The 19,817-nt window shown below is 56.8% G+C and carries 24 protein-coding genes and 2 pseudogenes; 18 read left to right on the top strand and 8 right to left on the bottom strand.

Annotated features, from left to right (window positions below; genetic code table 11):
• Positions 1-9: 9 nt before the first annotated feature.
• Positions 10-1,014 (bottom strand): IS110-like element IS4321 family transposase, encoded by a 1,005-nt coding sequence (locus tag Electrica_RS25820; protein ID WP_022542389.1) that lies wholly within the window; start codon positions 1,012-1,014, stop codon positions 10-12.
• A gap of 78 nt (positions 1,015-1,092) precedes the next feature.
• A complete protein-coding gene (locus Electrica_RS25815; RefSeq protein WP_032640605.1) occupies positions 1,093-4,059 on the bottom strand; it encodes a Tn3-like element ISPa38 family transposase in 2,967 nt (988 codons plus the stop codon).
• A gap of 158 nt (positions 4,060-4,217) precedes the next feature.
• Here Electrica_RS25815 and Electrica_RS25810 point away from each other — a divergent pair, with 158 nt between their 5' ends.
• From Electrica_RS25810 to Electrica_RS25795, 4 genes are all read left to right on the top strand, one after another.
• Positions 4,218-4,508 (top strand): nucleotidyltransferase family protein, encoded by a 291-nt coding sequence (locus Electrica_RS25810; protein ID WP_001247892.1) that lies wholly within the window; start codon positions 4,218-4,220, stop codon positions 4,506-4,508.
• The gene (locus tag Electrica_RS25805; protein WP_001293886.1) at positions 4,505-4,906 is read left to right on the top strand and encodes a HepT-like ribonuclease domain-containing protein; all 402 of its coding nucleotides are present in this window, start codon (positions 4,505-4,507) and stop codon (positions 4,904-4,906) included. The genes Electrica_RS25810 and Electrica_RS25805 overlap by 4 nt, the downstream gene beginning before the upstream one ends.
• Positions 4,896-5,252, top strand: a complete 357-nt coding sequence (locus Electrica_RS25800; RefSeq protein WP_000215515.1) for a cupin domain-containing protein — start codon at positions 4,896-4,898, stop codon at positions 5,250-5,252. The genes Electrica_RS25805 and Electrica_RS25800 overlap by 11 nt, the downstream gene beginning before the upstream one ends.
• 254 nt (positions 5,253-5,506) lie before the next feature.
• Positions 5,507-5,821 carry a hypothetical protein gene (locus tag Electrica_RS25795; RefSeq protein WP_000091613.1) on the top strand — a complete coding sequence of 105 codons (315 nt, stop codon included), beginning with the start codon at positions 5,507-5,509 and terminating at the stop codon, positions 5,819-5,821.
• A 172-nt stretch (positions 5,822-5,993) separates the two neighbouring features.
• On the opposite strand, the gene Electrica_RS25790 is transcribed toward Electrica_RS25795, so the two are convergent.
• From Electrica_RS25790 to merR, 5 genes and pseudogenes are all read right to left on the bottom strand, one after another.
• A complete protein-coding gene (locus Electrica_RS25790; RefSeq protein ID WP_000792636.1) occupies positions 5,994-6,527 on the bottom strand; it encodes a phospholipase D family nuclease in 534 nt (177 codons plus the stop codon).
• Positions 6,527-7,522 carry an ATPase, T2SS/T4P/T4SS family gene (locus tag Electrica_RS25785; RefSeq protein ID WP_012561144.1) on the bottom strand — a complete coding sequence of 332 codons (996 nt, stop codon included), beginning with the start codon at positions 7,520-7,522 and terminating at the stop codon, positions 6,527-6,529. The genes Electrica_RS25790 and Electrica_RS25785 overlap by 1 nt, the downstream gene beginning before the upstream one ends.
• A gap of 41 nt (positions 7,523-7,563) precedes the next feature.
• Positions 7,564-8,724 (bottom strand): type IV secretion system protein VirB10, encoded by a 1,161-nt coding sequence (virB10, locus tag Electrica_RS25780; RefSeq protein WP_012561145.1) that lies wholly within the window; start codon positions 8,722-8,724, stop codon positions 7,564-7,566.
• Positions 8,724-9,149: pseudogene (locus tag Electrica_RS25775) on the bottom strand (TrbG/VirB9 family P-type conjugative transfer protein); the annotation flags it as partial. The pseudogene Electrica_RS25775 and the gene virB10, both read right to left, overlap by 1 nt.
• A gap of 32 nt (positions 9,150-9,181) precedes the next feature.
• Positions 9,182-9,637, bottom strand: coding sequence for an Hg(II)-responsive transcriptional regulator (merR, locus tag Electrica_RS25770; RefSeq protein ID WP_001166628.1), 456 nt, complete (start codon positions 9,635-9,637; stop codon positions 9,182-9,184).
• Between the two features lie 71 nt (positions 9,638-9,708).
• Between merR and merT the strand changes: the two genes are divergently transcribed.
• From merT to Electrica_RS25695, 14 genes and pseudogenes are all read left to right on the top strand, one after another.
• Positions 9,709-10,104, top strand: coding sequence for a mercuric ion transporter MerT (gene merT, locus Electrica_RS25765; protein ID WP_001294653.1), 396 nt, complete (start codon positions 9,709-9,711; stop codon positions 10,102-10,104).
• Between the two features lie 15 nt (positions 10,105-10,119).
• Positions 10,120-10,395 carry a mercury resistance system periplasmic binding protein MerP gene (gene merP / locus Electrica_RS25760; RefSeq protein WP_000732275.1) on the top strand — a complete coding sequence of 92 codons (276 nt, stop codon included), beginning with the start codon at positions 10,120-10,122 and terminating at the stop codon, positions 10,393-10,395.
• A gap of 27 nt (positions 10,396-10,422) precedes the next feature.
• Positions 10,423-10,848: an organomercurial transporter MerC gene (gene merC / locus Electrica_RS25755; RefSeq protein ID WP_000522996.1), complete on the top strand. Its 426-nt coding sequence runs from the start codon at positions 10,423-10,425 to the stop codon at positions 10,846-10,848.
• A 38-nt stretch (positions 10,849-10,886) separates the two neighbouring features.
• Entirely contained in the window at positions 10,887-12,572 is a 1,686-nt protein-coding gene (gene merA / locus Electrica_RS25750) for a mercury(II) reductase (protein WP_000209296.1), read from the top strand.
• Positions 12,573-12,589: 17 nt separating this feature from the next.
• Positions 12,590-12,955: a mercury resistance co-regulator MerD gene (merD, locus tag Electrica_RS25745; protein ID WP_001277466.1), complete on the top strand. Its 366-nt coding sequence runs from the start codon at positions 12,590-12,592 to the stop codon at positions 12,953-12,955.
• Positions 12,952-13,188: a broad-spectrum mercury transporter MerE gene (gene merE / locus Electrica_RS25740; protein ID WP_001087807.1), complete on the top strand. Its 237-nt coding sequence runs from the start codon at positions 12,952-12,954 to the stop codon at positions 13,186-13,188. The genes merD and merE overlap by 4 nt, the downstream gene beginning before the upstream one ends.
• A 50-nt stretch (positions 13,189-13,238) precedes the next feature.
• Positions 13,239-13,466 (top strand): annotated as a pseudogene (locus tag Electrica_RS25730) (DUF3330 domain-containing protein); the annotation flags it as partial.
• A gap of 129 nt (positions 13,467-13,595) precedes the next feature.
• On the top strand, positions 13,596-14,153 hold the full coding sequence (locus Electrica_RS25725; RefSeq protein WP_001162010.1) for a recombinase family protein: 558 nt from the start codon (positions 13,596-13,598) through the stop codon (positions 14,151-14,153).
• 2 nt (positions 14,154-14,155) lie between these two features.
• The gene (locus Electrica_RS25720; protein WP_045269836.1) at positions 14,156-15,553 is read left to right on the top strand and encodes a DUF4158 domain-containing protein; all 1,398 of its coding nucleotides are present in this window, start codon (positions 14,156-14,158) and stop codon (positions 15,551-15,553) included.
• 78 nt (positions 15,554-15,631) lie between these two features.
• Positions 15,632-16,636 (top strand): IS110-like element IS5075 family transposase, encoded by a 1,005-nt coding sequence (locus Electrica_RS25715; RefSeq protein WP_000427614.1) that lies wholly within the window; start codon positions 15,632-15,634, stop codon positions 16,634-16,636.
• 459 nt (positions 16,637-17,095) lie between these two features.
• A complete protein-coding gene (locus Electrica_RS25710; RefSeq protein WP_001137910.1) occupies positions 17,096-17,416 on the top strand; it encodes a DUF134 domain-containing protein in 321 nt (106 codons plus the stop codon).
• Positions 17,391-17,852, top strand: a complete 462-nt coding sequence (locus Electrica_RS25705) for a NifB/NifX family molybdenum-iron cluster-binding protein (protein ID WP_000626969.1) — start codon at positions 17,391-17,393, stop codon at positions 17,850-17,852. Before Electrica_RS25710 ends, Electrica_RS25705 begins: the two co-directional genes overlap by 26 nt.
• Positions 17,853-18,012: 160 nt before the next feature.
• Positions 18,013-18,450: a PaaI family thioesterase gene (locus tag Electrica_RS25700; RefSeq protein WP_016241611.1), complete on the top strand. Its 438-nt coding sequence runs from the start codon at positions 18,013-18,015 to the stop codon at positions 18,448-18,450.
• A 114-nt stretch (positions 18,451-18,564) separates the two neighbouring features.
• A complete protein-coding gene (locus Electrica_RS25695) occupies positions 18,565-19,041 on the top strand; it encodes a Dps family protein (RefSeq protein ID WP_000043177.1) in 477 nt (158 codons plus the stop codon).
• 304 nt (positions 19,042-19,345) lie between these two features.
• On the opposite strand, the gene Electrica_RS25690 is transcribed toward Electrica_RS25695, so the two are convergent.
• Complete coding sequence (locus Electrica_RS25690; protein WP_000928911.1) at positions 19,346-19,696, bottom strand: ArsR/SmtB family transcription factor; 351 nt, start codon at positions 19,694-19,696, stop codon at positions 19,346-19,348.
• Positions 19,697-19,817 lie beyond the last annotated feature (121 nt).

Below are 19,817 nucleotides of genomic sequence, written 5' to 3'. Positions count from 1 at the left end.
TTTCTGCCGTTATGCTACATAAGTTTGCTGTCGTGCCGTTAGGGCCCAGGCTATTCTGGCCAGCTTGTTTGCCAGAGCACAAGTGACGACAAAGTTGCTTTTCCGGCACAGTAAATCCCTGACCCAATCGGCCAATTTGCCAGACTGGTGTTCCAGTTTTTGTATGAATACCCTGGCACATTGAACCAACAAAGTTCGGATCTTTTTATTACCTCGCTTACTAATTCCCAGCAATGTCGTCCTACCTCCCGTGCTGTACTGCCGAGGTACAAGCCCTGTTGCCGCCGCAAAGTCACGGCTGCTGGCGTACTGCTTCCCGTCGCCAATCTCAGTTGAAATAGTACTCGCTGTCAGTGTTCCGACGCAGGGAATGCTCAGCAAGCGCTGTCCAACCTCATCTTCGTCCAACTTTCGTTTCAACTGGGATTCCAAATCTTTAATCTGCTCAACAAGATAGTGATAATGCTGTTGTAATTTCAGCAATAACTGGCTGAGGTAAAGAGGCAAACTATTGTCCTCAAGAAGGGTACTCAGTCGGCTAATAACGGCAGCTCCTCGGGGAACGCTAATGCCAAATTCCAGCAGAAAAGCATGCATTTGATTGGTTGTTTTTACCTTATCCTGAACCAGGGATTCACGGACACGATGCAGAGCCCGCATTGCCTGCTGAGATTCCGTTCTGGGCTGCACAAAACGCATAGACGGACGCGATGCAGCTTCACAAATAGCTTCGGCGTCGACAAAGTCGTTTTTATTGCTTTTAACGAACGGGCGGACAAATTGTGGTGATATCAGCTTTGGGGAATGCCCCAACTCTTCCAACTTGCGTGCCATAAAGTGAGAACCGCCACAGGCTTCCATTGCGATGGTTGTAGCGGGGCATGTCGCCAAAAATTCGATCAACTTTGGCCGGGTAAATTTTTTACGGTAAACAGCCTTCCCGCGACGATCCTGGCAATGAATATGGAAAGAGTTTTTACCCAGATCGATACCAATGAGCGCAATGTTTTCCATGATAGTTCTCCGAATGAAAGCCTGTCCTCAGCATAATACCGGGAAGGAGGGAGTGACCATCTCATTAAATAAAGCACGCTAAGCCGGTTGCAGCGGCCGTAGCGGCCTGAACTTGCCCGCGCCGATCTTGGCGCTGCTGCGCCAGAGGTAATCGCCGGTCAGGTTGATGTGCTCCCAGCCGAGCGGCGACAGGTACTGCAACAGGCCGTCATCGACGGCTTGACCGTGGCCACGCAAGGCGTTCGCGGCCCGCTCCAGATAGACCGTGTTCCATAGCACGATGGCCGCCGTCACCAGGTTGAGGCCGCTGGCCCGGTAGCGCTGCTGCTCGAAGCTGCGGTCGCGGATTTCCCCCAGGCGGTTGAAGAACACGGCGCGGGCCAGCGCGTTGCGCGCCTCGCCTTTGTTCAGCCCGGCATGCACGCGGCGGCGCAGCTCGACGCTTTGCAGCCAGTCCAGGATGAACAGTGTGCGCTCGATGCGTCCCAGCTCACGCAGGGCGACGGCCAGGCCGTTCTGGCGCGGGTAGCTGCCAAGCTTCCTGAGCATCAGCGAGGCCGTCGCCGTGCCCTGCTTGATCGAGGTGGCCATCCGCAGGATTTCATCCCAATGGGCGCGGACGTGCTTGATGTTGAGCGTGCCGCCGATCATCGGTTTCAACGCCTCGTAGGTGGCATCGCCCTTCGGGATGTAGAGCTTGGTGTCGCCCAGGTCACGAATGCGCGGGGCGAAGCGGAAGCCCAGCAGGTGCATCAACGCGAAGACGTGGTCCGTGAACCCTGCCGTGTCGGTGTAGTGCTCCTCGATCCGCAGGTCGGATTCGTGATACAGCAGGCCGTCGAGCACGTAGGTCGAGTCGCGCACGCCGACGTTCACGACCTTGGTGTGGAACGGCGCGTACTGGTCGGAGATATGGGTGTAGAACGTCCGCCCTGGGCTGCTGCCGTATTTCGGATTGATGTGGCCGGTGCTCTCGGCCTTGCTGCCGGTGCGGAAGTTCTGGCCGTCCGACGATGACGTGGTGCCGTCGCCCCAATGCCCGGCGAAGGGATGTCGGAACTGCGCGTTGACCAGCTCGGCCAGTGCCGCCCCGTAGGTTTCGTCGCGGATGTGCCAGGCTTGCAGCCAGGCCAGCTTGGCGTAGGTCGTGCCGGGGCACAATTCCGCCATCTTGGTCAGGCCCAGGTTGATCGCGTCGGCGAGGATCGTGGTCAGCAACAGGTTTTTGTCCTTGGCCAGGTCGCCTGACTTCAGGTGGGCGAAGTGCCGGGTGAAGCCCGTCCATTCGTCTACCTCCAGCAGCAATTCGGTGATCTTGACGTGCGGTAGGATCATCGCCGTCTGGTCGATCAGGGCCTGTGCGGTATCGGGCACCGCCGCATCGAGCGGCGTGATCTTCAGGCCCGACTCCGTGATGATGGCGTCCGGCAGCTCGTTGGCCAGCGCCATGCGGTTGACGGTGGCGAGCTGCGTTTCCAGCAGCGTCAGCCGGTCATGCAGGTACTGGTCGCAATCGGTGGCCACGGCCAGCGGCAATTCGCTGGCCTGCTTGAGGCTGGCGAATTTCGCGGGCGGCACCAGGTAGTCCTCGAAGTCCTTGAACTGGCGCGAGCCTTGCACCCAGATGTCGCCGGAGCGCAGCGCGTTCTTCAGCTCCGACAGCGCGCACAGTTCGTAGTAGCGCCGGTCGATGCCGGTGTCGGTCATCACCAGCTTCTGCCAGCGCGGCTTGATGAACTCGGTCGGCGCGTCGGTGGGCACCTTGCGGGCGTTGTCGCTGTTCATGCTGCGCAGCACCTCGATGGCGTCGAGTACGTCCTTGGCGGCGGGCGCGGCCCGCAACTTGAGCACGTCGAGAAATTCCGGCGCGTAGCGGCGCAGCGTGGCGTAGCTCTCGCCGATGCGGTGCAGGAAATCGAAGTCCTCGGGTTGCGCGAGCCGCTGCGCTTCGGTGACGCTCTCGGCGAAAGCATCCCAGGACATGACGGCCTCGATGGCGGCGAACGGATCGCGGCCCGCTTGCTTGGCCTCGATCAGCGCCTGGCCGATGCGCCCGAACAGCCGCACCTTGGCATTGATCGCCTTGCCGGATGCCTGGAACTGCTGCTGATGCTTGTTCTTGGCGGCATTGAACAGCTTGCCCAGGATGCGGTCATGCAGGTCGATGATTTCGTCGGTGACGGTGGCCATGCCCTCGATGGCGAGCGCCACCAGGGTCGCGTAACGCCGCTGCGGCTCGAACTTCGCCAGGTCGGCGGGCGTCATCTGGCCGCCCTCGCGGGCGATCTTGAGCAGCCGGTTCTGGTGAACCAGCCGCTCGATGCCGGAGGGCAGGTCGAGCGCCTGCCACGCCTTGAGGCGTTCGATGTGTTCCAGCATGTGCCGCGAGTTCGGTTTGACCGGGGATTGCCGCAGCCAGGCCAGCCACGTCGTCTTGCCGTTGTCGCGGCGCTTGAGCAGATCGTCGAGGCGACGGCGATGCACGTCCGTCAGCGGCTCAGCCAAGGCGTCGTAGAGACGCCGGTTGGCGCGGGTAATCGCTTCGGCGCTCGCCCGCTCGACGGCGTTGAGGGCGGGCACAATGACCGACTGCCGCCGCAGGTGCTCGATCAAGGCTCTGGCCAGCACGATGCCCTTGTCGGTTTGCATGGCCAGCTCGGTCAGCAACTGGACAGCCTGCCGGTAGTGGCCAATCGTGAACGGCTGGAAGCCGAACACCGTTTGCAGCTCGACCAGGTGCTCGCGTCGGGTCTGCTCACGCTGCCCGTACTCGTCCCAGCTTTCGATGCCGACCTTGAGCTGGTTGGCGACCAGTCTCAGCAATGGCGGGAACGGTGGCTCATCAGCGCCAAGGATGACGCCGGGAAAGCGCAGGTAGCAGAGCTGCACCGCGAAGCCCAGCCGATTGGCCGGGCCGCGCCGCTGCCGGATGATGGAGAGGTCGCTTTCGCTGAACGTGTAGTGACGGATCAACTCATCCTTGGTGTCCGGCAACGCCAGCAGGCTTTCGCGCTCGGCGGCGGAGAGGATCGAACGGCGGGGCATGCGGTTTCCTTCTTCTTGAAAACGTAGGTTTGTGACAAGCCCGCCAAGGCAACCGGCGCGGCACGGGAATCAAGGCATTGCGATTCTCGAAAATAGTTCTTGAAATTCTATTCTTGATTGCATATCATCTCAACGAGTTTCGATAAGAAAGGATGCGCATGCGACCGTCTGTTGTGCTTGACATGAAGCGAAGCGCAGTGCGTGAAGCGGTAGGCCGCTTTCGCGCCGCGAACCCGCGCGTCTTCGGCTCGGTGCTGCATGGCACCGACCGGGATGGCAGCGACCTCGACCTGTTGGTCGATGCGCTGCCCGGTGCCACGTTGTTGGACTTGGGCGATTTGGAAGAAGAACTGAAATCGCTGCTCGGCGTTGACGTCGATCTGCTGACTCCCGGCGACCTGCCGCCGAAGTTCCGGGCCAAGGTGCTCGCGGAGGCGCAACCGATATGAGCGAGAACCGCCTGCCCGATTACCTCGACCACATTCAGCAGGCCGCAACCGATGCGCGCAGCTTCGTGGAAGGGATGGCCAAGGACGACTTCTTGGCCGACAAGCGCACCCAGCAGGCCGTCATCATGAGCCTGATCGTCATCGGCGAGGCGGCCACAAAGGTGATGGATGGCTACGTCGAGTTCACCCAGGCGCATGCCGACGTGCCGTGGCGCAGCATGCGCAATATGCGTAATCGCATGGCTCACGGCTATTTCGACATCAACCTCGATGTGGTGTGGGAGACGGTACAGGAATGGCTGCCGGCGTTGCTCCAGCAATTGCCCGCCGTGCGTCAGGATGCCGACGATGAAGACCGTAACGACAACTGTGAAAGAGGGATCTCCGATGACTGTTGAATCGAGAATATTTTCTGTAGCCGAGTATGTTCAGCCGTCCGAAGGCGAGCCTATTCGTTCCGTTGTGCTTGAAACCCGAGACTCAATTATCGTGGTTTGGCATGTCCATCCCGGGCAGGAAATTGCGGCTCACATTCATCCTCACGGCCAAGACACGTGGACTGTTTTGTCGGGAATGGCTGATTACTTTCAGGGCAATGGGATTGTTCGTGCCCTCAGGGAAGGTGAGATAGCCGTGGCAAGACCGGGCCAAGTGCACGGGGCGCGAAATACAGGTACCGAGCCATTTGTGTTAGTCTCGGTTGTGGCATCAGCCAATGCCGGTTTCGTATTGGCTGAGCGATAGAGCCCAATCTCTGGAGTTGGTCCAATGAGCGGTCGGGGAGATAGGTAACAGACATGCAGCGGACACGGCTGCTAAACCAGGTCGCAAACCTCCTTGCGTCGCAGCGTGCCGCAAGCGACGCGATCAATCGAATGGGGTCGGCATGAGACTGAACACCATCCAGTTCCCGACCGCGTAGCCGCCTGTCCTGCCGATCAGGTCTTGACCATCGACGCCTGGGATCAGTCCTGAATGTTCTTGGAGACCACTACGTTATGAGCCGCAGCCGCCGCAAAACACCCATCGTCGGGCACACGACCTGCGGCAGCGAGCGCGAGGACAAGAAGCTCTGGCATCAGCGCTGGCGCACCCGTGAGCGCACGGCGCTGACCAGCGCGTCGCCCGAAGCCCTGAGCGCCCATCTGCCCCTGCTGGAAAACCAGGCCAGCAGCGTCTGGTCGATGGGCAAGGATGGCCGCTCCTACTGGCCCGTCAAGCGCCAGGCCGCCACGGCGGATCGCATCGCCAATCACAAGGGACGCAACCCGCAAGAACGCGCCTCCCTGAAAAAGCGCCTGCTTACACTGTGATTCCTTCAAAATATCTCAACGAAATTTCCCGACACCTGTTTAAGCTATCTTGCTGATATTTCTGTTTTTCGATTTTTGCCGGCGCGATGCCGGCGACGTTGGCCAGCTGCCCCGGGCGCGATACTGAGATCAGTTTCTTTGAACAAAAAAACCGCCTTTTGGCGGTCAGTATTCAGTAGCTGGAACGGTAGTCTCTCCCCCGATTCCAGCGGTCTTGCCAGTGTTCGAGGAATGATTCAGCGAGCTTAGGCATGTTCCAGATCACCACCGCATTCTCCGAGTTTTTCGTTTCGGCCGCTTTGGTGAAATTAAAGCTGCCAGTTTCAACGGTCACATTATCCACGATGATCACCTTGTCATGCTGGATAGGGAAATCACTGTCAGTACGCAAAGGGATGCCGCTGTTCGCTATGTAGTTCATGGCCGCAATGCTGGCGCGCCCCGTATTGCCCCTTTCATCAATTACGATTTTCACATCAACTCCCCGTTTTTTGGCTGCTACCAGTGCTTTCATAATATCCGGGGCGGTAAAAGAATAAGCCATCATCCGTATCGAGGTTTTTGCGGAGTCAATGGCGCTCAGGACGAGAACGCGGGCGCTTCCTTCAGGCGAGTAGCCAACCTGAACGGATGGTTCCACCGCAAAGGCGGGCAGGGCGGCTGTCGTAAATGCTGCGGCCAGAAGCCAGGTTGCTAAGTTTTTCATTACAGGCTCCCGTTCACACACTGCATTTTATATTCAGGGTCAAAATAAATTTCTTTGATTTTCCGCTTTTCCATATGCACCACAACGTCAATGGTGGAGTAGAGCATTCGCATAATATCGCTCATATCGAGCATACGGCCGATAGGGGTCGCCTTGATAAGCAGCCCAATACGGTTAAAGGCATCGCGCGCAGAGTTAGCGTGCGTTGACATAACACCGCCTGGATGGCCGGTATTAAGTGCTTTAAGATAATCCCACGCAGCATCATCCCTAAGCTCAGTCATGATGATACGGCCCGGTGTCAGACGCATACAGGCTCGCAGGGCATCAGTGGCGCTGACGCGGCCGATCTTTCCTGCATCGCCGTACATCATATAAACGGCTTCTACAACGTGATCGACCGTGACTTCGTGAACGTCCTCTAAAATAATTACACGCTCGTCTTTATGTAGCGATTTTAACAGCGCGCGCGTGAGTACCGTTTTCCCCGACCCGGTTTCACCGCAGATCACGATAGTGCGTTTCTTCTCAACGGCGGTTTGCAGGAATGCGGGCCATTTTTCGCTGCTGTGCAGCTCTTTAAGGAAAAAATCATCATCCGTTAGGCTTTGCTTGCTGCCGGTAATCTTCCGGCAGTCACTGAAAATCCCCTCGCGGGTCAGCTGCTCCAGATTTTTATCGGCCGCCAAATCCTTACGAAACGCTACGGCCGTTGTACCGTCAATCACCGCAGGGGGCAGACAGATAACGCCCCTGATCCCGCCAGGCAGGATCACGTCATTAATGGCCTGCATGGTCAGCTTGTTGCTGCTCACCAACGATTTAGCAAGGTTCCTAATAAAATCTGCCGTAATTGCCGCGTTCTGCACAACCCTGCGGCCGCTGAACGTATCACAGATAACTTCCTGAAAGCAGTTAATGCGAATTTCAAAAACAGTAGGATCTTCTAAATACTCGCGCAGTGGGCCAAGTTGATAGAAAGCTGCATCAGTCATGATTACTCCTGAAGAAAAGCGGGCGCTAAGCGCCCACTTTTTTAGTTGTCTGCGAGCGTATAAACGCCGCTGAAATCGAGGTCGCGGGCAACAAAAATGCTCACCGCATCACCCTGCTGATCGTAGAGGGTAGGGGGGATAGACATGTAAGAGCGGAGTGCTTCAGACGCCAGCTGCTCACCGCTGTTTTCTGTACTGTTGTACTGAATGTTATTACTCTGCGTCTGGTTAACCAGCGCCGTTAAGGTGTCAGAGAACAACGAAATCATGATCGCACCACGCAGACGCTCCCACATATGGGTATCCACCTGGCCCGGAATCCCCGCGCTGCCGAGTGAGTTCGTTCCGGCACTGTCAATATTAACGATTGTTCCGTCCTGGTCATTGCGGATACGCTCCCAGAGAACAAACACGCGCGCCTGGCCGTCTTTGATACCACCGGTAATCTGCCCGTCAACCCATGAGCCTTTATCAATCAGCCTAACGAGTCCATCAGCTGAGTAAACGTCCTGTGAAACCCGGCAGGAAACCTGACCCGGAACAGTGGTATCCAGCTCGGTGCCGGTACCACAGGGGATCATTTTGCCTTTCGGAACAGTCAGGCTGGGATTAGCCATGACTCCAGCGCGGCTAGCCTTCAGCCTTGCAGGAGTCAGGTTTTTAGCGAGTGCTGAACTACCTTCGCTTGTTTCGTTGTCCTGGGGCTGCACTCCGGGACTATTGCTTGTAGCCGCCTGATTAGTCTGGGCCAGCTCGCCGCCCAGACGACGCTGCATAGCCAGTTCTTCAGGCGAAGGTTCTTTACGCTTATTAGAGGTACGCGCGCCGGTATTGCTGCTGCCCGCATCTGCATCTGCCTGTGCGGCAGCCTGCACAGCACGGGCATCAGTGGCGCTATTCTGCGCAGTTGCAGGTTTATTAACATCAGGATCGCTGTTAAAGCTGTAGTTTGGCAGTGTATTGGCCTGTTGCGCTTTACCACCGTCTTTATCAGCTTCAGCTTTAGCCGGGGCGCGAATTTTACCCATGACCGTAATCCCGATGAATACCAAAGCAAGCAGCGCCATCAGTATGACAAAGGCTTTCATACCAGGAGCCGAACGGCGGTTACTGCCATTAAATCCGCCACGCTCGCTTTCAAATTCACCGTCTCCGGTGTTTTCATCGAGTTCCTGATCTACATCGACACTTTTACGGGCCATCAGTTATCCTCCCCAATTTGAACCCTGCGCACATCCGGGGAAGCCGTACCGGTTGCTACCGCACCGGCGCCCGGCGCGAAATTATTATTACGAACGCCAACGACTTTATCGCCCAGACGAATACGCCACTCTTTAGCGACGGTTTCCACCTCGATGATGTTGCGGTTCTCACCCACAACATGAGAGTTAGGCAGCGTTTCTTTGCCACTGGCCGAGATCATGTAGACCTGCGGTAACTCCGCATTGGCCGGAAACTCAAACCGGGTAAAGCGGTAGTTATCCCAGACGTGAACCGGCTGGATGCTGCGCATTTCAGGCTGTTCGCTCATTACGTACTGATAGTTCTTCGCCCCCGCAAAAGCCGTCTGCTTCAGCTTCTGCGTAATGCGTTTTTTATCAGCCGCGCTTTTGGCTTTTTCCTGCTGGGGTCGTCTCAGAATTCGGAAAATAAAGCACGCTAAGGCGTAGTCACCCCGTGACTCCCCCGCGCCGATGCAGCGAGCTTCGTTCCGTCTTGCAGTGACGCAATCAGCGGGCAGGAAACGTTCCCTTTCCGCGCATGGCAGGCGCACACCAGTTCAGACAGCACGGCCTCCATGCGTGCCAAGTCGGCCATCTTCTCGCGCACATCCTTGAGCTTGTGCTCGGCCAGGCCGCTGGCTTCCTCGCAATGGGTGCCATCCTCCAGCCGCAGTAGCTCGGCGATTTCGTCCAGGCTAAAGCCCAGCCGCTGGGCCGATTTCACGAACCGCACTCGTGTTACATCCGCCTCGCCATAGCGGCGAATGCTGCCATAGGGCTTGTCTGGCTCCGGCAGCAGGCCCTTGCGCTGGTAGAACCGGATGGTCTCCACATTGACCCCGGCCGCCTTGGCAAAAACGCCAATGGTCAGATTCTCAAAATTAATTTGCATATCGCTTGACTCCGTACATAACTACGGAAGTAAGCTTAAGCTATCCAAACCAAATTTGAAAGGACAAGCGTATGTCTGAACCACAAAAGTCTGAACCACAAAAGTCTGAACCACAAAAGTCTGAACCACAAAACGGGCGCGGCGCGCTCTTCGCCGGTGGGCTGGCCGCCATTCTTGCGTCGGCCTGCTGCCTGGGGCCGCTGGTTTTGATCGCCTTGGGGTTCAGCGGGGCATGGATCGGCAACCTGACGGTGCTGGAACCCTATCGCCCGATCTTCATCGGCGCAGCGCTGGTCGCGCTGTTTTTCGCCTGGCGGCGCATCTACCGCCCGGCGCAAGCCTGCAAACCGGGTGAGGTCTGCGCGATTCCCCAAGTGCGAGCTACTTACAAGCTCATTTTCTGGATCGTGGCCGCGCTGGTCCTGGTCTCGCTCGGATTTCCCTACGTCATGCCATTTTTCTATTAATCACAGGAGTTCATCATGAAAAAACTGTTTGCCGCCCTCGCCCTCGCTGCCGTTGTTGCCCCCGTGTGGGCCGCCACCCAGACCGTCACGCTGTCCGTGCCTGGCATGACCTGCGCCTCTTGCCCGATCACTGTCAAGCACGCGCTTTCCAAGGTTGAGGGCGTGAGCAAGACCGACGTAAGTTTCGACAAGCGCCAGGCCGTCGTCACCTTCGACGATGCCAAGACCAACGTCCAGAAGTTGACCAAGGCGACCGAGGACGCGGGCTATCCGTCCAGCCTCAAACGCTGATCCGTTAACCGAACTCGGGAGCGACACATGGGACTCATCACGCGCATCGCTGGCAAAACCGGCGCGCTCGGCAGCGTCGTTTCCGCGATGGGCTGCGCCGCCTGTTTTCCTGCCATCGCCAGCTTTGGCGCGGCCATCGGACTGGGCTTCTTGAGCCAGTACGAGGGGCTATTCATTGGCATCCTGCTGCCGATGTTCGCCGGCATCGCGTTACTCGCCAATGCTATCGCTTGGCTCAATCATCGACAGTGGCGACGCACGGCGCTCGGCACGATAGGCCCGATCTTGGTGCTGGCAGCGGTGTTTTTAATGCGGGCTTACGGCTGGCAGAGCGGTGGACTGCTCTATGTCGGCCTGGCCTTGATGGTTGGGGTGTCGGTCTGGGATTTCATCTCGCCAGCACATCGCCGCTGCGGGCCGGACAGCTGTGAATTGCCAGAACAACGTGGCTGACGGCAACAGCCGTAGCCACCACAGAAAAGGAAAAATACATGACCACCCTGAAAATCACCGGGATGACCTGCGACTCGTGCGCGGCTCACGTCAAGGAAGCCTTGGAGAAAGTGCCCGGCGTGCAATCGGCGCTGGTGTCCTATCCGAAGGGCACAGCGCAACTCGCCATTGAGGCGGGCACGTCATCGGATGCGCTGACTACCGCCGTGGCCGGACTGGGCTACGAGGCAACGCTTGCCGATGCGCCACCGACGGACAACCGCGCCGGCCTGCTCGACAAGATGCGCGGCTGGATAGGGGCCGCTGATAAGCCCAGTGGCAACGAACGCCCGTTGCAGGTCGTCGTCATTGGTAGCGGTGGAGCCGCGATGGCGGCAGCACTGAAGGCCGTCGAGCAAGGCGCGCAGGTCACGCTGATTGAGCGCGGCACCATCGGCGGCACCTGCGTCAACGTCGGTTGTGTGCCGTCCAAGATCATGATCCGCGCCGCCCACATCGCCCATCTGCGCCGGGAAAGCCCATTCGACGGCGGCATGCCACCCACACCGCCGACGATCTTGCGCGAGCGGCTGCTGGCCCAGCAGCAGGCCCGTGTCGAAGAACTCCGTCATGCCAAGTACGAAGGCATCCTGGACGGCAATTCAGCCATCACCGTTCTGCACGGTGAAGCGCGTTTCAAGGACGACCAGAGCCTTATCGTTAGTTTGAACGAGGGTGGCGAGCGCGTCGTGATGTTCGACCGCTGCCTGGTCGCCACGGGTGCCAGCCCGGCGGTCCCGCCGATTCCGGGCTTGAAAGAGTCACCCTACTGGACTTCCACCGAGGCCCTGGCGAGCGACACCATTCCCGAACGCCTTGCCGTAATCGGCTCGTCGGTGGTGGCGCTGGAGCTGGCGCAAGCCTTTGCCCGGCTGGGCAGCAAGGTCACGGCCCTGGCGCGCAATACCTTGTTCTTCCGTGAAGACCCGGCCATCGGCGAGGCGGTGACAGCCGCTTTCCGTGCCGAGGGCATCGAGGTGCTGGAGCACACGCAAGCCAGCCAGGTCGCCCATATGGACGGTGAATTCGTGCTGACCACCACGCACGGTGAATTGCGCGCCGACAAGCTGCTGGTCGCCACCGGCCGGACACCGAACACGCGCAGCCTGGCATTGGAAGCGGCGGGGGTAGCCGTCAATGCGCAGGGGGCCATCGTCATCGACAAGGGCATGCGCACCAGTAGCCCGAACATCTACGCGGCCGGCGACTGCACCGACCAGCCGCAGTTCGTCTATGTGGCGGCAGCGGCCGGCACTCGTGCGGCGATCAACATGACTGGCGGCGATGCGGCCCTGGACCTGACCGCAATGCCGGCCGTGGTGTTCACCGACCCGCAGGTCGCCACCGTGGGCTACAGCGAGGCGGAAGCACATCACGACGGGATCGAGACCGACAGTCGCCTGCTAACACTGGATAACGTGCCGCGTGCGCTTGCCAACTTCGACACACGCGGCTTCATCAAGCTGGTCATCGAGGAAGGTAGCGGACGGCTCATCGGCGTGCAAGCGGTGGCCCCGGAAGCGGGTGAACTGATCCAGACGGCGGTGCTCGCCATTCGCAACCGTATGACCGTGCAGGAACTGGCCGACCAATTGTTCCCCTACCTGACCATGGTCGAAGGGCTGAAGCTCGCGGCGCAGACCTTCAGCAAGGACGTGAAGCAGCTTTCGTGCTGCGCCGGATGAGGAAAAGGAGGTGTTCAATGAGCGCCTACACAGTGTCCCGGCTGGCCCTTGATGCCGGGGTGAGCGTGCATATCGTGCGCGACTACCTGCTGCGCGGATTGCTACGGCCGGTCGCGTACACCACGGGCGGCTACGGCTTGTTCGATGACACCGCGTTGCAACGGCTGCGCTTTGTACGGGCTGCCTTCGAAGCGGGTATCGGCCTGGACGCACTGGCGCGGCTGTGCCGGGCGCTGGATGCTGCGGACGGTGACGGTGCGTCTGCGCAGCTTGCCGTGTTGCGGCAACTCGTCGAGCGTCGGCGCGAGGCCCTGGCCAGCCTCGAAATGCAACTGGCCGCCATGCCAACCGAACCGGCACAGCACGCGGAGAGTCTGCCATGAACAGCCCAGAGCACTTGCCGTCTGAGACGCACAAACCGATCACCGGCTACTTGTGGGGCGCGCTGGCCGTGCTCACCTGTCCCTGCCATTTGCCGATTCTCGCCATTGTGCTAGCCGGCACGACGGCCGGCGCGTTCATCGGGGAGCACTGGGGTATTGCAGCCCTCACGCTGACCGGCTTGTTTGTCCTGTCTGTGACGCGGCTGCTGCGGGCCTTCAAGGGAAGATCATGACCGCTTCCCAGCCAGCCGAGAGTGGGCAGCTTTGAGCTTCGCTACCAATCTGGAGGAGTACCACCATGAACGCAAACGCCCCGAACACTGCCAGTTGCACCACCTGCTGCGAATGCTGCAAAGAAATTCCGCTCGATGCCGCCTTCACCCCGGAAGGCGCGGAATACGTCGAACATTTCTGCGGGCTGGATTGCTATGAACGCTTCCAGGCACGCGCCAAGGCCGCGACAGAATCTGACATTGCGCCTGTCCCTGGCGGTTCGCAGCCGTCAGATTGAGGCATACCCTAACCTGATGTCAGATGTTGAGCACAAACAACGTCAGAGTAGGGTATTAATTTATATTTATTGATACATTCAGCCAAGGGTAATAGATTTCATCCTGACATTTTTACCTTTGGAGGCATCTTGCAAGGTCAACGTATCGGCTACGTTCGCGTCAGCAGCTTCGACCAGAATCCTGATCGACAACTGGAACAAATAGAAGTCGGCAAGGTATTCACCGATAAGGCTTCAGGCAAGGACACACAACGTCCCGAACTTGAAAGGCTGCTGGCCTTCGTCCGCGAGGGCGACACCGTGGTGGTGCATAGCATGGACAGGTTGGCACGCAACCTTGATGACCTGCGCCGCATCGTCCAAGGGCTGACACAACGGGGCGTGCGCATGGAGTTCGTCAAAGAAGGGCTAACGTTCACCGGCGAGGACTCACCGATGGCCAATCTGATGCTGTCGGTCATGGGAGCCTTTGCTGAGTTCGAGCGCGCTCTGATCCGCGAACGTCAGCGCGAGGGAATCGTGCTGGCTAAGCAGCGCGGGGCCTACCGGGGACGAAAGAAATCGCTGAACAGCGAACAAATTGCCGAGTTGAAACGGCGAGTTGCGGCAGGCGACCAGAAAACCTTGGTGGCCCGTGACTTCGGCATCAGCCGCGAAACCTTGTACCAGTACCTGCGGGAAGACTGACCATGCCACGCCGCTCAATCCTGTCCGCCACCGAGCGCGAAAGTCTGCTGACACTGCCAGATGCCAAAGACGAACTGATACGGCACTACACGTTCAACGAAACCGACCTGTCGGTGATCCGTCAGCGTCGCGGCGCCGCGAATCGATTGGGCTTCGCCGTGCAGCTTTGCTACTTGCGATTCCCTGGCATCTTCTTGGGCGTCGATGATCCTCCATTTCTGCCCCTGCTGCGCATGGTGGCCGCACAACTCAAGGTGCCGGTGGAAAGCTGGAACCATTACGGCCAGCGCGAGCAGACACGGCGGGAGCACTTGGTCGAGCTGCAAACGGTGTTTGGATTCAAGCCCTTCACCATGAGTCATTACCGGCAAGCCGTGCATACATTGACCGAACTGGCCTTGCAAACAGACAAAGGCATTGTGCTGGCCAGCACCCTTGTTGAAAACCAGCGGCGGCAGAGCATCATCCTACCCGCCATGAATGCCATCGAGCGCGCAAGCGCCGAGGCCATTACCCGTGCCAACCGAAGCATCCATGCGGCATTGGCCGATTCCTTGATACCTGTCCATCGCCAGCGCCTGGACGAACTCCTCAAGCGCAAGGATGGTAGCAAAATGACGTGGCTAGCGTGGCTGCGCCAATCGCCCGCCAAGCCGAACTCGCGCCACATGCTTGAACACATCGAACGCCTCAAAGCCTGGCAGGCGCTTGACCTACCTGCTGGCATCGAACGGCAGGTACACCAAAACCGCTTGCTCAAGATCGCCCGCGAAGGCGGCCAGATGACGCCCGCCGACCTGGCCAAGTTCGAGTCGCAGCGGCGTCACGCCACCTTGGTAGCACTGGCCATCGAGGGCATGGCCACCGTCACTGATGAAATCATCGACCTTCACGACCGTATCATCGGCAAGCTGTTCAATGCGGCCAAGAACAAGCATCAACAGCAGTTCCAGGCTTCCGGCAAGGCGATCAACGACAAGGTGCGGATGTATGGGCGCATCGAGCGCACGCTGTTCATTCTGGATTGGCTGCAAAGCGTGGAGCTGCGCCGCCGCGTCCATGCGGGGCTGAATAAGGGCGAGGCGCGCAACGCGCTGGCCAGGGCGGTCTTCTTCTACCGATTGGGTGAAATCCGCGACCGCAGTTTTGAGCAGCAGCGCTACCGGGCCAGCGGCCTCAATCTGGTGACGGCGGCCATCGTGTTGTGGAACACGGTCTATCTGGAGCGTGCCACCAGTGCTTTGCGTGCCCACGGCAAGGCGCTGGACGACACGTTGCTGCAATATCTGTCCCCGCTGGGGTGGGAGCATATCAACCTGACCGGCGATTACCTATGGCGCAGCAGTGCCAAGGTCGGTGCGGGGAAGTTCAGGCCATTGCGACCGCTGCCACCGGCTTAGCGTGCTTTATTTAATGAGATGGTCACTCCCTCCTTCCCAGTACTATGCTGAGGACAGGCTTTCATTCGGAGAACCATCATGGAAAACATTGCGCTTATTGGTATCGATCTGGGTAAGAACTCTTTCCATATTCATTGTCAGGATCATCGTGGGAAGGCCGTTTACCGTAAAAAATTCACCCGACCAAAGCTAATCGAATTTCTGGCGACATGCCCGGCAACAACCATCGCGATGGAAGCCTGTGGCGGTTCTCACTTTATGGCACGCAAGCTGGCAGAGTTAGGGCATTTTCCAAAGCTGATATCACCGCAATTTGTCCGCCCATTCGTTAAAAGCAACAAAAATGACTTCGTTGATGCTGAAGCTATCTGTGAAGCAGCATCACGTCCATCTATGCGTTTCGTGCAGCCCAGAACCGAATCTCAGCAGGCAATGCGAGCTCTGCATCGTGTCCGTGAATCCCTGGTTCAGGATAAGGTGAAAACAACTAATCAGATGCATGCTTTTCTGCTGGAATTTGGTATCAGCGTTCCGCGAGGTGCTGCCGTTATTAGTCGACTGAGTACCCTTCTTGAGGACAGTAGTTTGCCTCTTTATCTCAGCCAGTTACTGCTGAAATTACAACAGCATTATCACTATCTTGTTGAGCAGATTAAAGATCTGGAATCTCAGTTGAAACGAAAGTTGGACGAAGATGAGGTTGGACAGCGCTTGCTGAGTATTCCCTGCGTTGGAACGCTGACTGCCAGTACTATTTCAACTGAGATTGGCGACGGGAAGCAGTACGCCAGCAGCCGTGACTTTGCGGCGGCAACAGGGCTGGTACCCCGACAGTACAGCACGGGAGGTCGGACGACATTGTTAGGGATTAGCAAGCGGGGCAACAAAAAGATCCGAACTTTGTTGGTTCAGTGTGCCAGGGTATTCATACAAAAACTGGAACACCAGTCTGGCAAGTTGGCCGACTGGGTCAGGGAGTTGTTGTGTCGGAAAAGCAACTTTGTCGTCACCTGTGCTCTGGCAAACAAGCTGGCCAGAATAGCCTGGGCACTGACGGCGCGACAGCAAACTTACGAAGCATAAAGGCAGAAATACACCAGTTTAAACAATCATTCATCTGGTTTTGCGAATACTGATATTGATGATACTAACGGCCCACCGGCCTGTTGAGGAACCTGTAAAACGGAAAGGCTCATTGAAGCCGTATATTTTCTGGAGGTTCATCAGGCGCGGAACTCATCGAGGCGCGGGAATAAAATCCCATTCAGACGCCGGATAGATTCAAGCAAGCCAACTTGTCGTCAAAATCGGTGTTGCAAAAACGGGAGTGACCATAGATTCCGTTTTCTGAGACGACCCCCTTATGGCAGCACTTTAAATTGAGTCTCATACAGTATCTGTTTTCTTTCTCTTCATCTCTCATGACCTGCTGCCCACTTACAGACTCCAGGGTAAAGCAAAAAATTCTCCACCGGTGAGCAGAGTATATTGCATATGCCAGTTTATGAGTGTATATATAGCATATGCCAATAAGGAGCCTTCATGCCAAGACCCAGAATTCCCCGTAACATCTGTGGCCGCCCTGCGGATACCTGTTTTAAGCCCAATGCGCGACCGATGAGCCAGCTTGAACATGTTCATTTAAAAGAAGATGAGTTTGAAGCGTTACGGCTGGTCGATTTACTGGGCATGCAACAGCAGGAAGCGGCTGTTGCAATGGGGGTTTCAAGGCAGACACTGGCCAATGTCCTGAAAGCAGCCCGTTTTAAGGTTGTGGACTGTCTCACTCAGGGCAAGGCCTTAATAATGCACTCTGAAAGGGAAGGAGTTACACAAGATGATCACAGCCATTCCAGTGAATGACGACCGGGTAGCAAATCATTTTACCAAAGCGAGTCACCTTGTCCTGGTGGATGAGCGCGGTGTGGAGCTCAGCCGGACAGAAAATCCCGCGCTGGGCGCAGATTGTTCAGGTAAACGGAAGCTGGTTGACCTGCTGGTTCAACAGCAAGTCAGCCGCGTTGTGGTCCGTAACATCGGGGAACGGATGCTGGGTAAATTACTGGGGCATCAGATCGCGGTGTACCAGACTGACTGTGGTCGTCGTTTGTTCACTGAACTGTGTGATCCGGATACCCGTGTTCTGACTGAACTGAATAAGCCGGAGCAGGGACGCCAGTCCTTTCATCATGAGGCGAAAGGGAAAAAATGCTGTCACTCTGACGGGAACACAGCAGAAAATGCGTGCCAGGGTGGGCGTCAGCATCATCACGGAAACGGGCGCTGTTGCCATTCATGAGTTTATTTCATCACGGGCGGTGATTTTTATCAGACCCGTATTGTGTATAAACCAGGAGCCGGAATGTGTGGAGGAGGCAGTAATGATGCCGGGGGAGCCCCTCAGCTGACTGAATTCCGGATGCCTCCCGTCAGTACAACCGGACGCTGAGCAGAAACAGATGAATTGTTATCTTGATGCCAGAAAGGCCCATACCTGTTGTATGGTCTGTAGTTCCCGCGACAACAACCCTGATACGGTGAACTTAATGTTTTCAGAGCACCCGGATGGCTCTGTATGTGCGGACTACACGGCCAATCACAGGCATCAGGGGTATACGGGTCTTTTACATGGCGGAATGACGAGTACCCTGCTGGATGCAGCAATGACTCATTGTTTGTTCATGCAGGGTGTGCAAGCCCTGACGGCTGAACTGACGGTAAGATTCATTTCACCCGTTTGTACCGGAGACAAACTGATGGTATGTGCCAGACTGCTTGGGCAACGCAGGGGGATTTACCTGCTTGAAGCATGGCTGACAAAAGGACAGCAGACAGTGGCACGTGCCACGGCGAAATTCATTGTTCCGTCGCAGGATATTGCTCTGGCGCATCGCTAGTGTGACAGACGACAGGTGTACCTGGTTATTATAAAAATTTGAGGCGTGTTTTGCTCAGACCGGAAAGAATAATCGCATATCGTATATTCCACTGAAACCGTGTAAGAGGTAGTTATGAGTAAACAAATCATTGATATTGGTATTGCTGAATCATCCCGGGTGGAGATTGCAGACGGCCTGTCCCGGCTTCTTGCTGACACCTATACCCTGTATATAAAAACACATTACTATCACTGGAATGTAACTGGCCCCATGTTTAACAGCTTACATTTAATGTTTGAAAATCAATACAATGAGCTGGCCACTGCCGTTGATGATATCGCTGAACGTATACGCTCGCTCGGATGCTTCGCGCCCGGCACATATCATGAATTTTCACGTCTAACAGCGGTTAATGAAGATAAGGATATTCCGGCAGCAAAAAACATGATTGAAAATCTTGTCCAGGGCCAGGAGACCGTGGTTAAAACTGCACGCTCCCTGTTCCCGCTCGTTAATAATGCGAATGATGAAGCCACAGCAGATCTGCTTACACAACGTATCCAGTTACATGAGAAAACTGCCTGGATGTTGCGTAGCCTGCTTGAATAATGTCACCCCGTGGCAGCAGAAAAAACGGTTTGTCAGCCACAGGCTATTACTGACAGTGCAGAATCATCCGTGTTCCTGTGGCTGTTTTTTCTGACCGTCACAGTATTAAACACCATTGAATCAGTGGGTTAATCAGTGAATGCGTGAACGAGAAATACTGTCCGTGACGGGCATCATCGGCTGGTATATCCGGACCACTGTTGTTTTCCCGTTAAGGTATCGCAGGTTCCGGTCTGGCATTTCACAGCCTGAACAGGGTTAATGATGCACGGATAAAACGGTTTACGGGGAAAGCAGGATCATATTATTCGTTGTTATGGCTTCCTTTACCGGTGCCTGCCTGCGGGCAGTAGAGATCATATAAGGTATTTAACAACGTCATGATACGGTTATCCTCAATACGGTAATATACCATTTTACCTGCCCGTCGGGTCTCGACCAGCTTCAGGCGGCGCATTACACCCAGCTGCTGGGACAGGGTCGGCTGAGTGATACCGACCGCCGCTTCCAGCCCGGCCACATTCGCTTCCCCCAGGCTTAACTGACACATCAACAGCAACCGGTCGCTGTTGGCCAGTCCCCGTAAGACATCTGCTGCCCTCAGGGCCGCATTCTTCATATCTGTCTGACGTTTTGTGTCTTCATTCATGAGCATTGCTGATTTCTCATACTATGTGTTTTTATATAATATAATTTAGTATACTGACGGTATCGTAATTTTGCCATCGTGTTCGTCAGGTCTGCAGCGTCCTGCCGGCCCGGGGAAACGATTATAT

The organism is Klebsiella electrica, assembly GCF_006711645.1.
Classification (GTDB): domain Bacteria; phylum Pseudomonadota; class Gammaproteobacteria; order Enterobacterales; family Enterobacteriaceae; genus Klebsiella; species Klebsiella electrica.
The sequence above is the reverse complement of the archived record's forward strand: the minus strand, read 5'-3'. Positions and strand labels throughout refer to the sequence as shown.

Excerpts from the sequence above, each read along its gene's own strand:
- Electrica_RS25810 (WP_001247892.1), top strand. The coding sequence starts at position 4,218 with ATGCGACCGTCTGTTGTGCTTGACATGAAGCGAAGCGCAGTGCGTGAA.
- merD (WP_001277466.1), top strand. The coding sequence starts at position 12,590 with ATGAGCGCCTACACAGTGTCCCGGCTGGCCCTTGATGCCGGGGTGAGC.
- Electrica_RS25715 (WP_000427614.1), top strand. The coding sequence starts at position 15,632 with ATGGAAAACATTGCGCTTATTGGTATCGATCTGGGTAAGAACTCTTTC.
- Electrica_RS25695 (WP_000043177.1), top strand. The coding sequence starts at position 18,565 with ATGAGTAAACAAATCATTGATATTGGTATTGCTGAATCATCCCGGGTG.
- Electrica_RS25720 (WP_045269836.1), top strand. The coding sequence starts at position 14,156 with ATGCCACGCCGCTCAATCCTGTCCGCCACCGAGCGCGAAAGTCTGCTG.
- Electrica_RS25710 (WP_001137910.1), top strand. The coding sequence starts at position 17,096 with ATGCCAAGACCCAGAATTCCCCGTAACATCTGTGGCCGCCCTGCGGAT.
- Electrica_RS25815 (WP_032640605.1), bottom strand. The coding sequence starts at position 4,059 with ATGCCCCGCCGTTCGATCCTCTCCGCCGCCGAGCGCGAAAGCCTGCTG.
- Electrica_RS25820 (WP_022542389.1), bottom strand. The coding sequence starts at position 1,014 with ATGGAAAACATTGCGCTCATTGGTATCGATCTGGGTAAAAACTCTTTC.
- merE (WP_001087807.1), top strand. The coding sequence starts at position 12,952 with ATGAACAGCCCAGAGCACTTGCCGTCTGAGACGCACAAACCGATCACC.
- merC (WP_000522996.1), top strand. The coding sequence starts at position 10,423 with ATGGGACTCATCACGCGCATCGCTGGCAAAACCGGCGCGCTCGGCAGC.
- Electrica_RS25785 (WP_012561144.1), bottom strand. The coding sequence starts at position 7,522 with ATGACTGATGCAGCTTTCTATCAACTTGGCCCACTGCGCGAGTATTTA.
- Electrica_RS25690 (WP_000928911.1), bottom strand. The coding sequence starts at position 19,696 with ATGCTCATGAATGAAGACACAAAACGTCAGACAGATATGAAGAATGCG.
- merR (WP_001166628.1), bottom strand. The coding sequence starts at position 9,637 with ATGCAAATTAATTTTGAGAATCTGACCATTGGCGTTTTTGCCAAGGCG.
- Electrica_RS25790 (WP_000792636.1), bottom strand. The coding sequence starts at position 6,527 with ATGAAAAACTTAGCAACCTGGCTTCTGGCCGCAGCATTTACGACAGCC.
- Electrica_RS25705 (WP_000626969.1), top strand. The coding sequence starts at position 17,391 with ATGATCACAGCCATTCCAGTGAATGACGACCGGGTAGCAAATCATTTT.
- Electrica_RS25800 (WP_000215515.1), top strand. The coding sequence starts at position 4,896 with ATGACTGTTGAATCGAGAATATTTTCTGTAGCCGAGTATGTTCAGCCG.
- merA (WP_000209296.1), top strand. The coding sequence starts at position 10,887 with ATGACCACCCTGAAAATCACCGGGATGACCTGCGACTCGTGCGCGGCT.
- Electrica_RS25795 (WP_000091613.1), top strand. The coding sequence starts at position 5,507 with ATGAGCCGCAGCCGCCGCAAAACACCCATCGTCGGGCACACGACCTGC.
- merP (WP_000732275.1), top strand. The coding sequence starts at position 10,120 with ATGAAAAAACTGTTTGCCGCCCTCGCCCTCGCTGCCGTTGTTGCCCCC.
- merT (WP_001294653.1), top strand. The coding sequence starts at position 9,709 with ATGTCTGAACCACAAAAGTCTGAACCACAAAAGTCTGAACCACAAAAG.
- virB10 (WP_012561145.1), bottom strand. The coding sequence starts at position 8,724 with ATGGCCCGTAAAAGTGTCGATGTAGATCAGGAACTCGATGAAAACACC.
- Electrica_RS25700 (WP_016241611.1), top strand. The coding sequence starts at position 18,013 with ATGAATTGTTATCTTGATGCCAGAAAGGCCCATACCTGTTGTATGGTC.
- Electrica_RS25805 (WP_001293886.1), top strand. The coding sequence starts at position 4,505 with ATGAGCGAGAACCGCCTGCCCGATTACCTCGACCACATTCAGCAGGCC.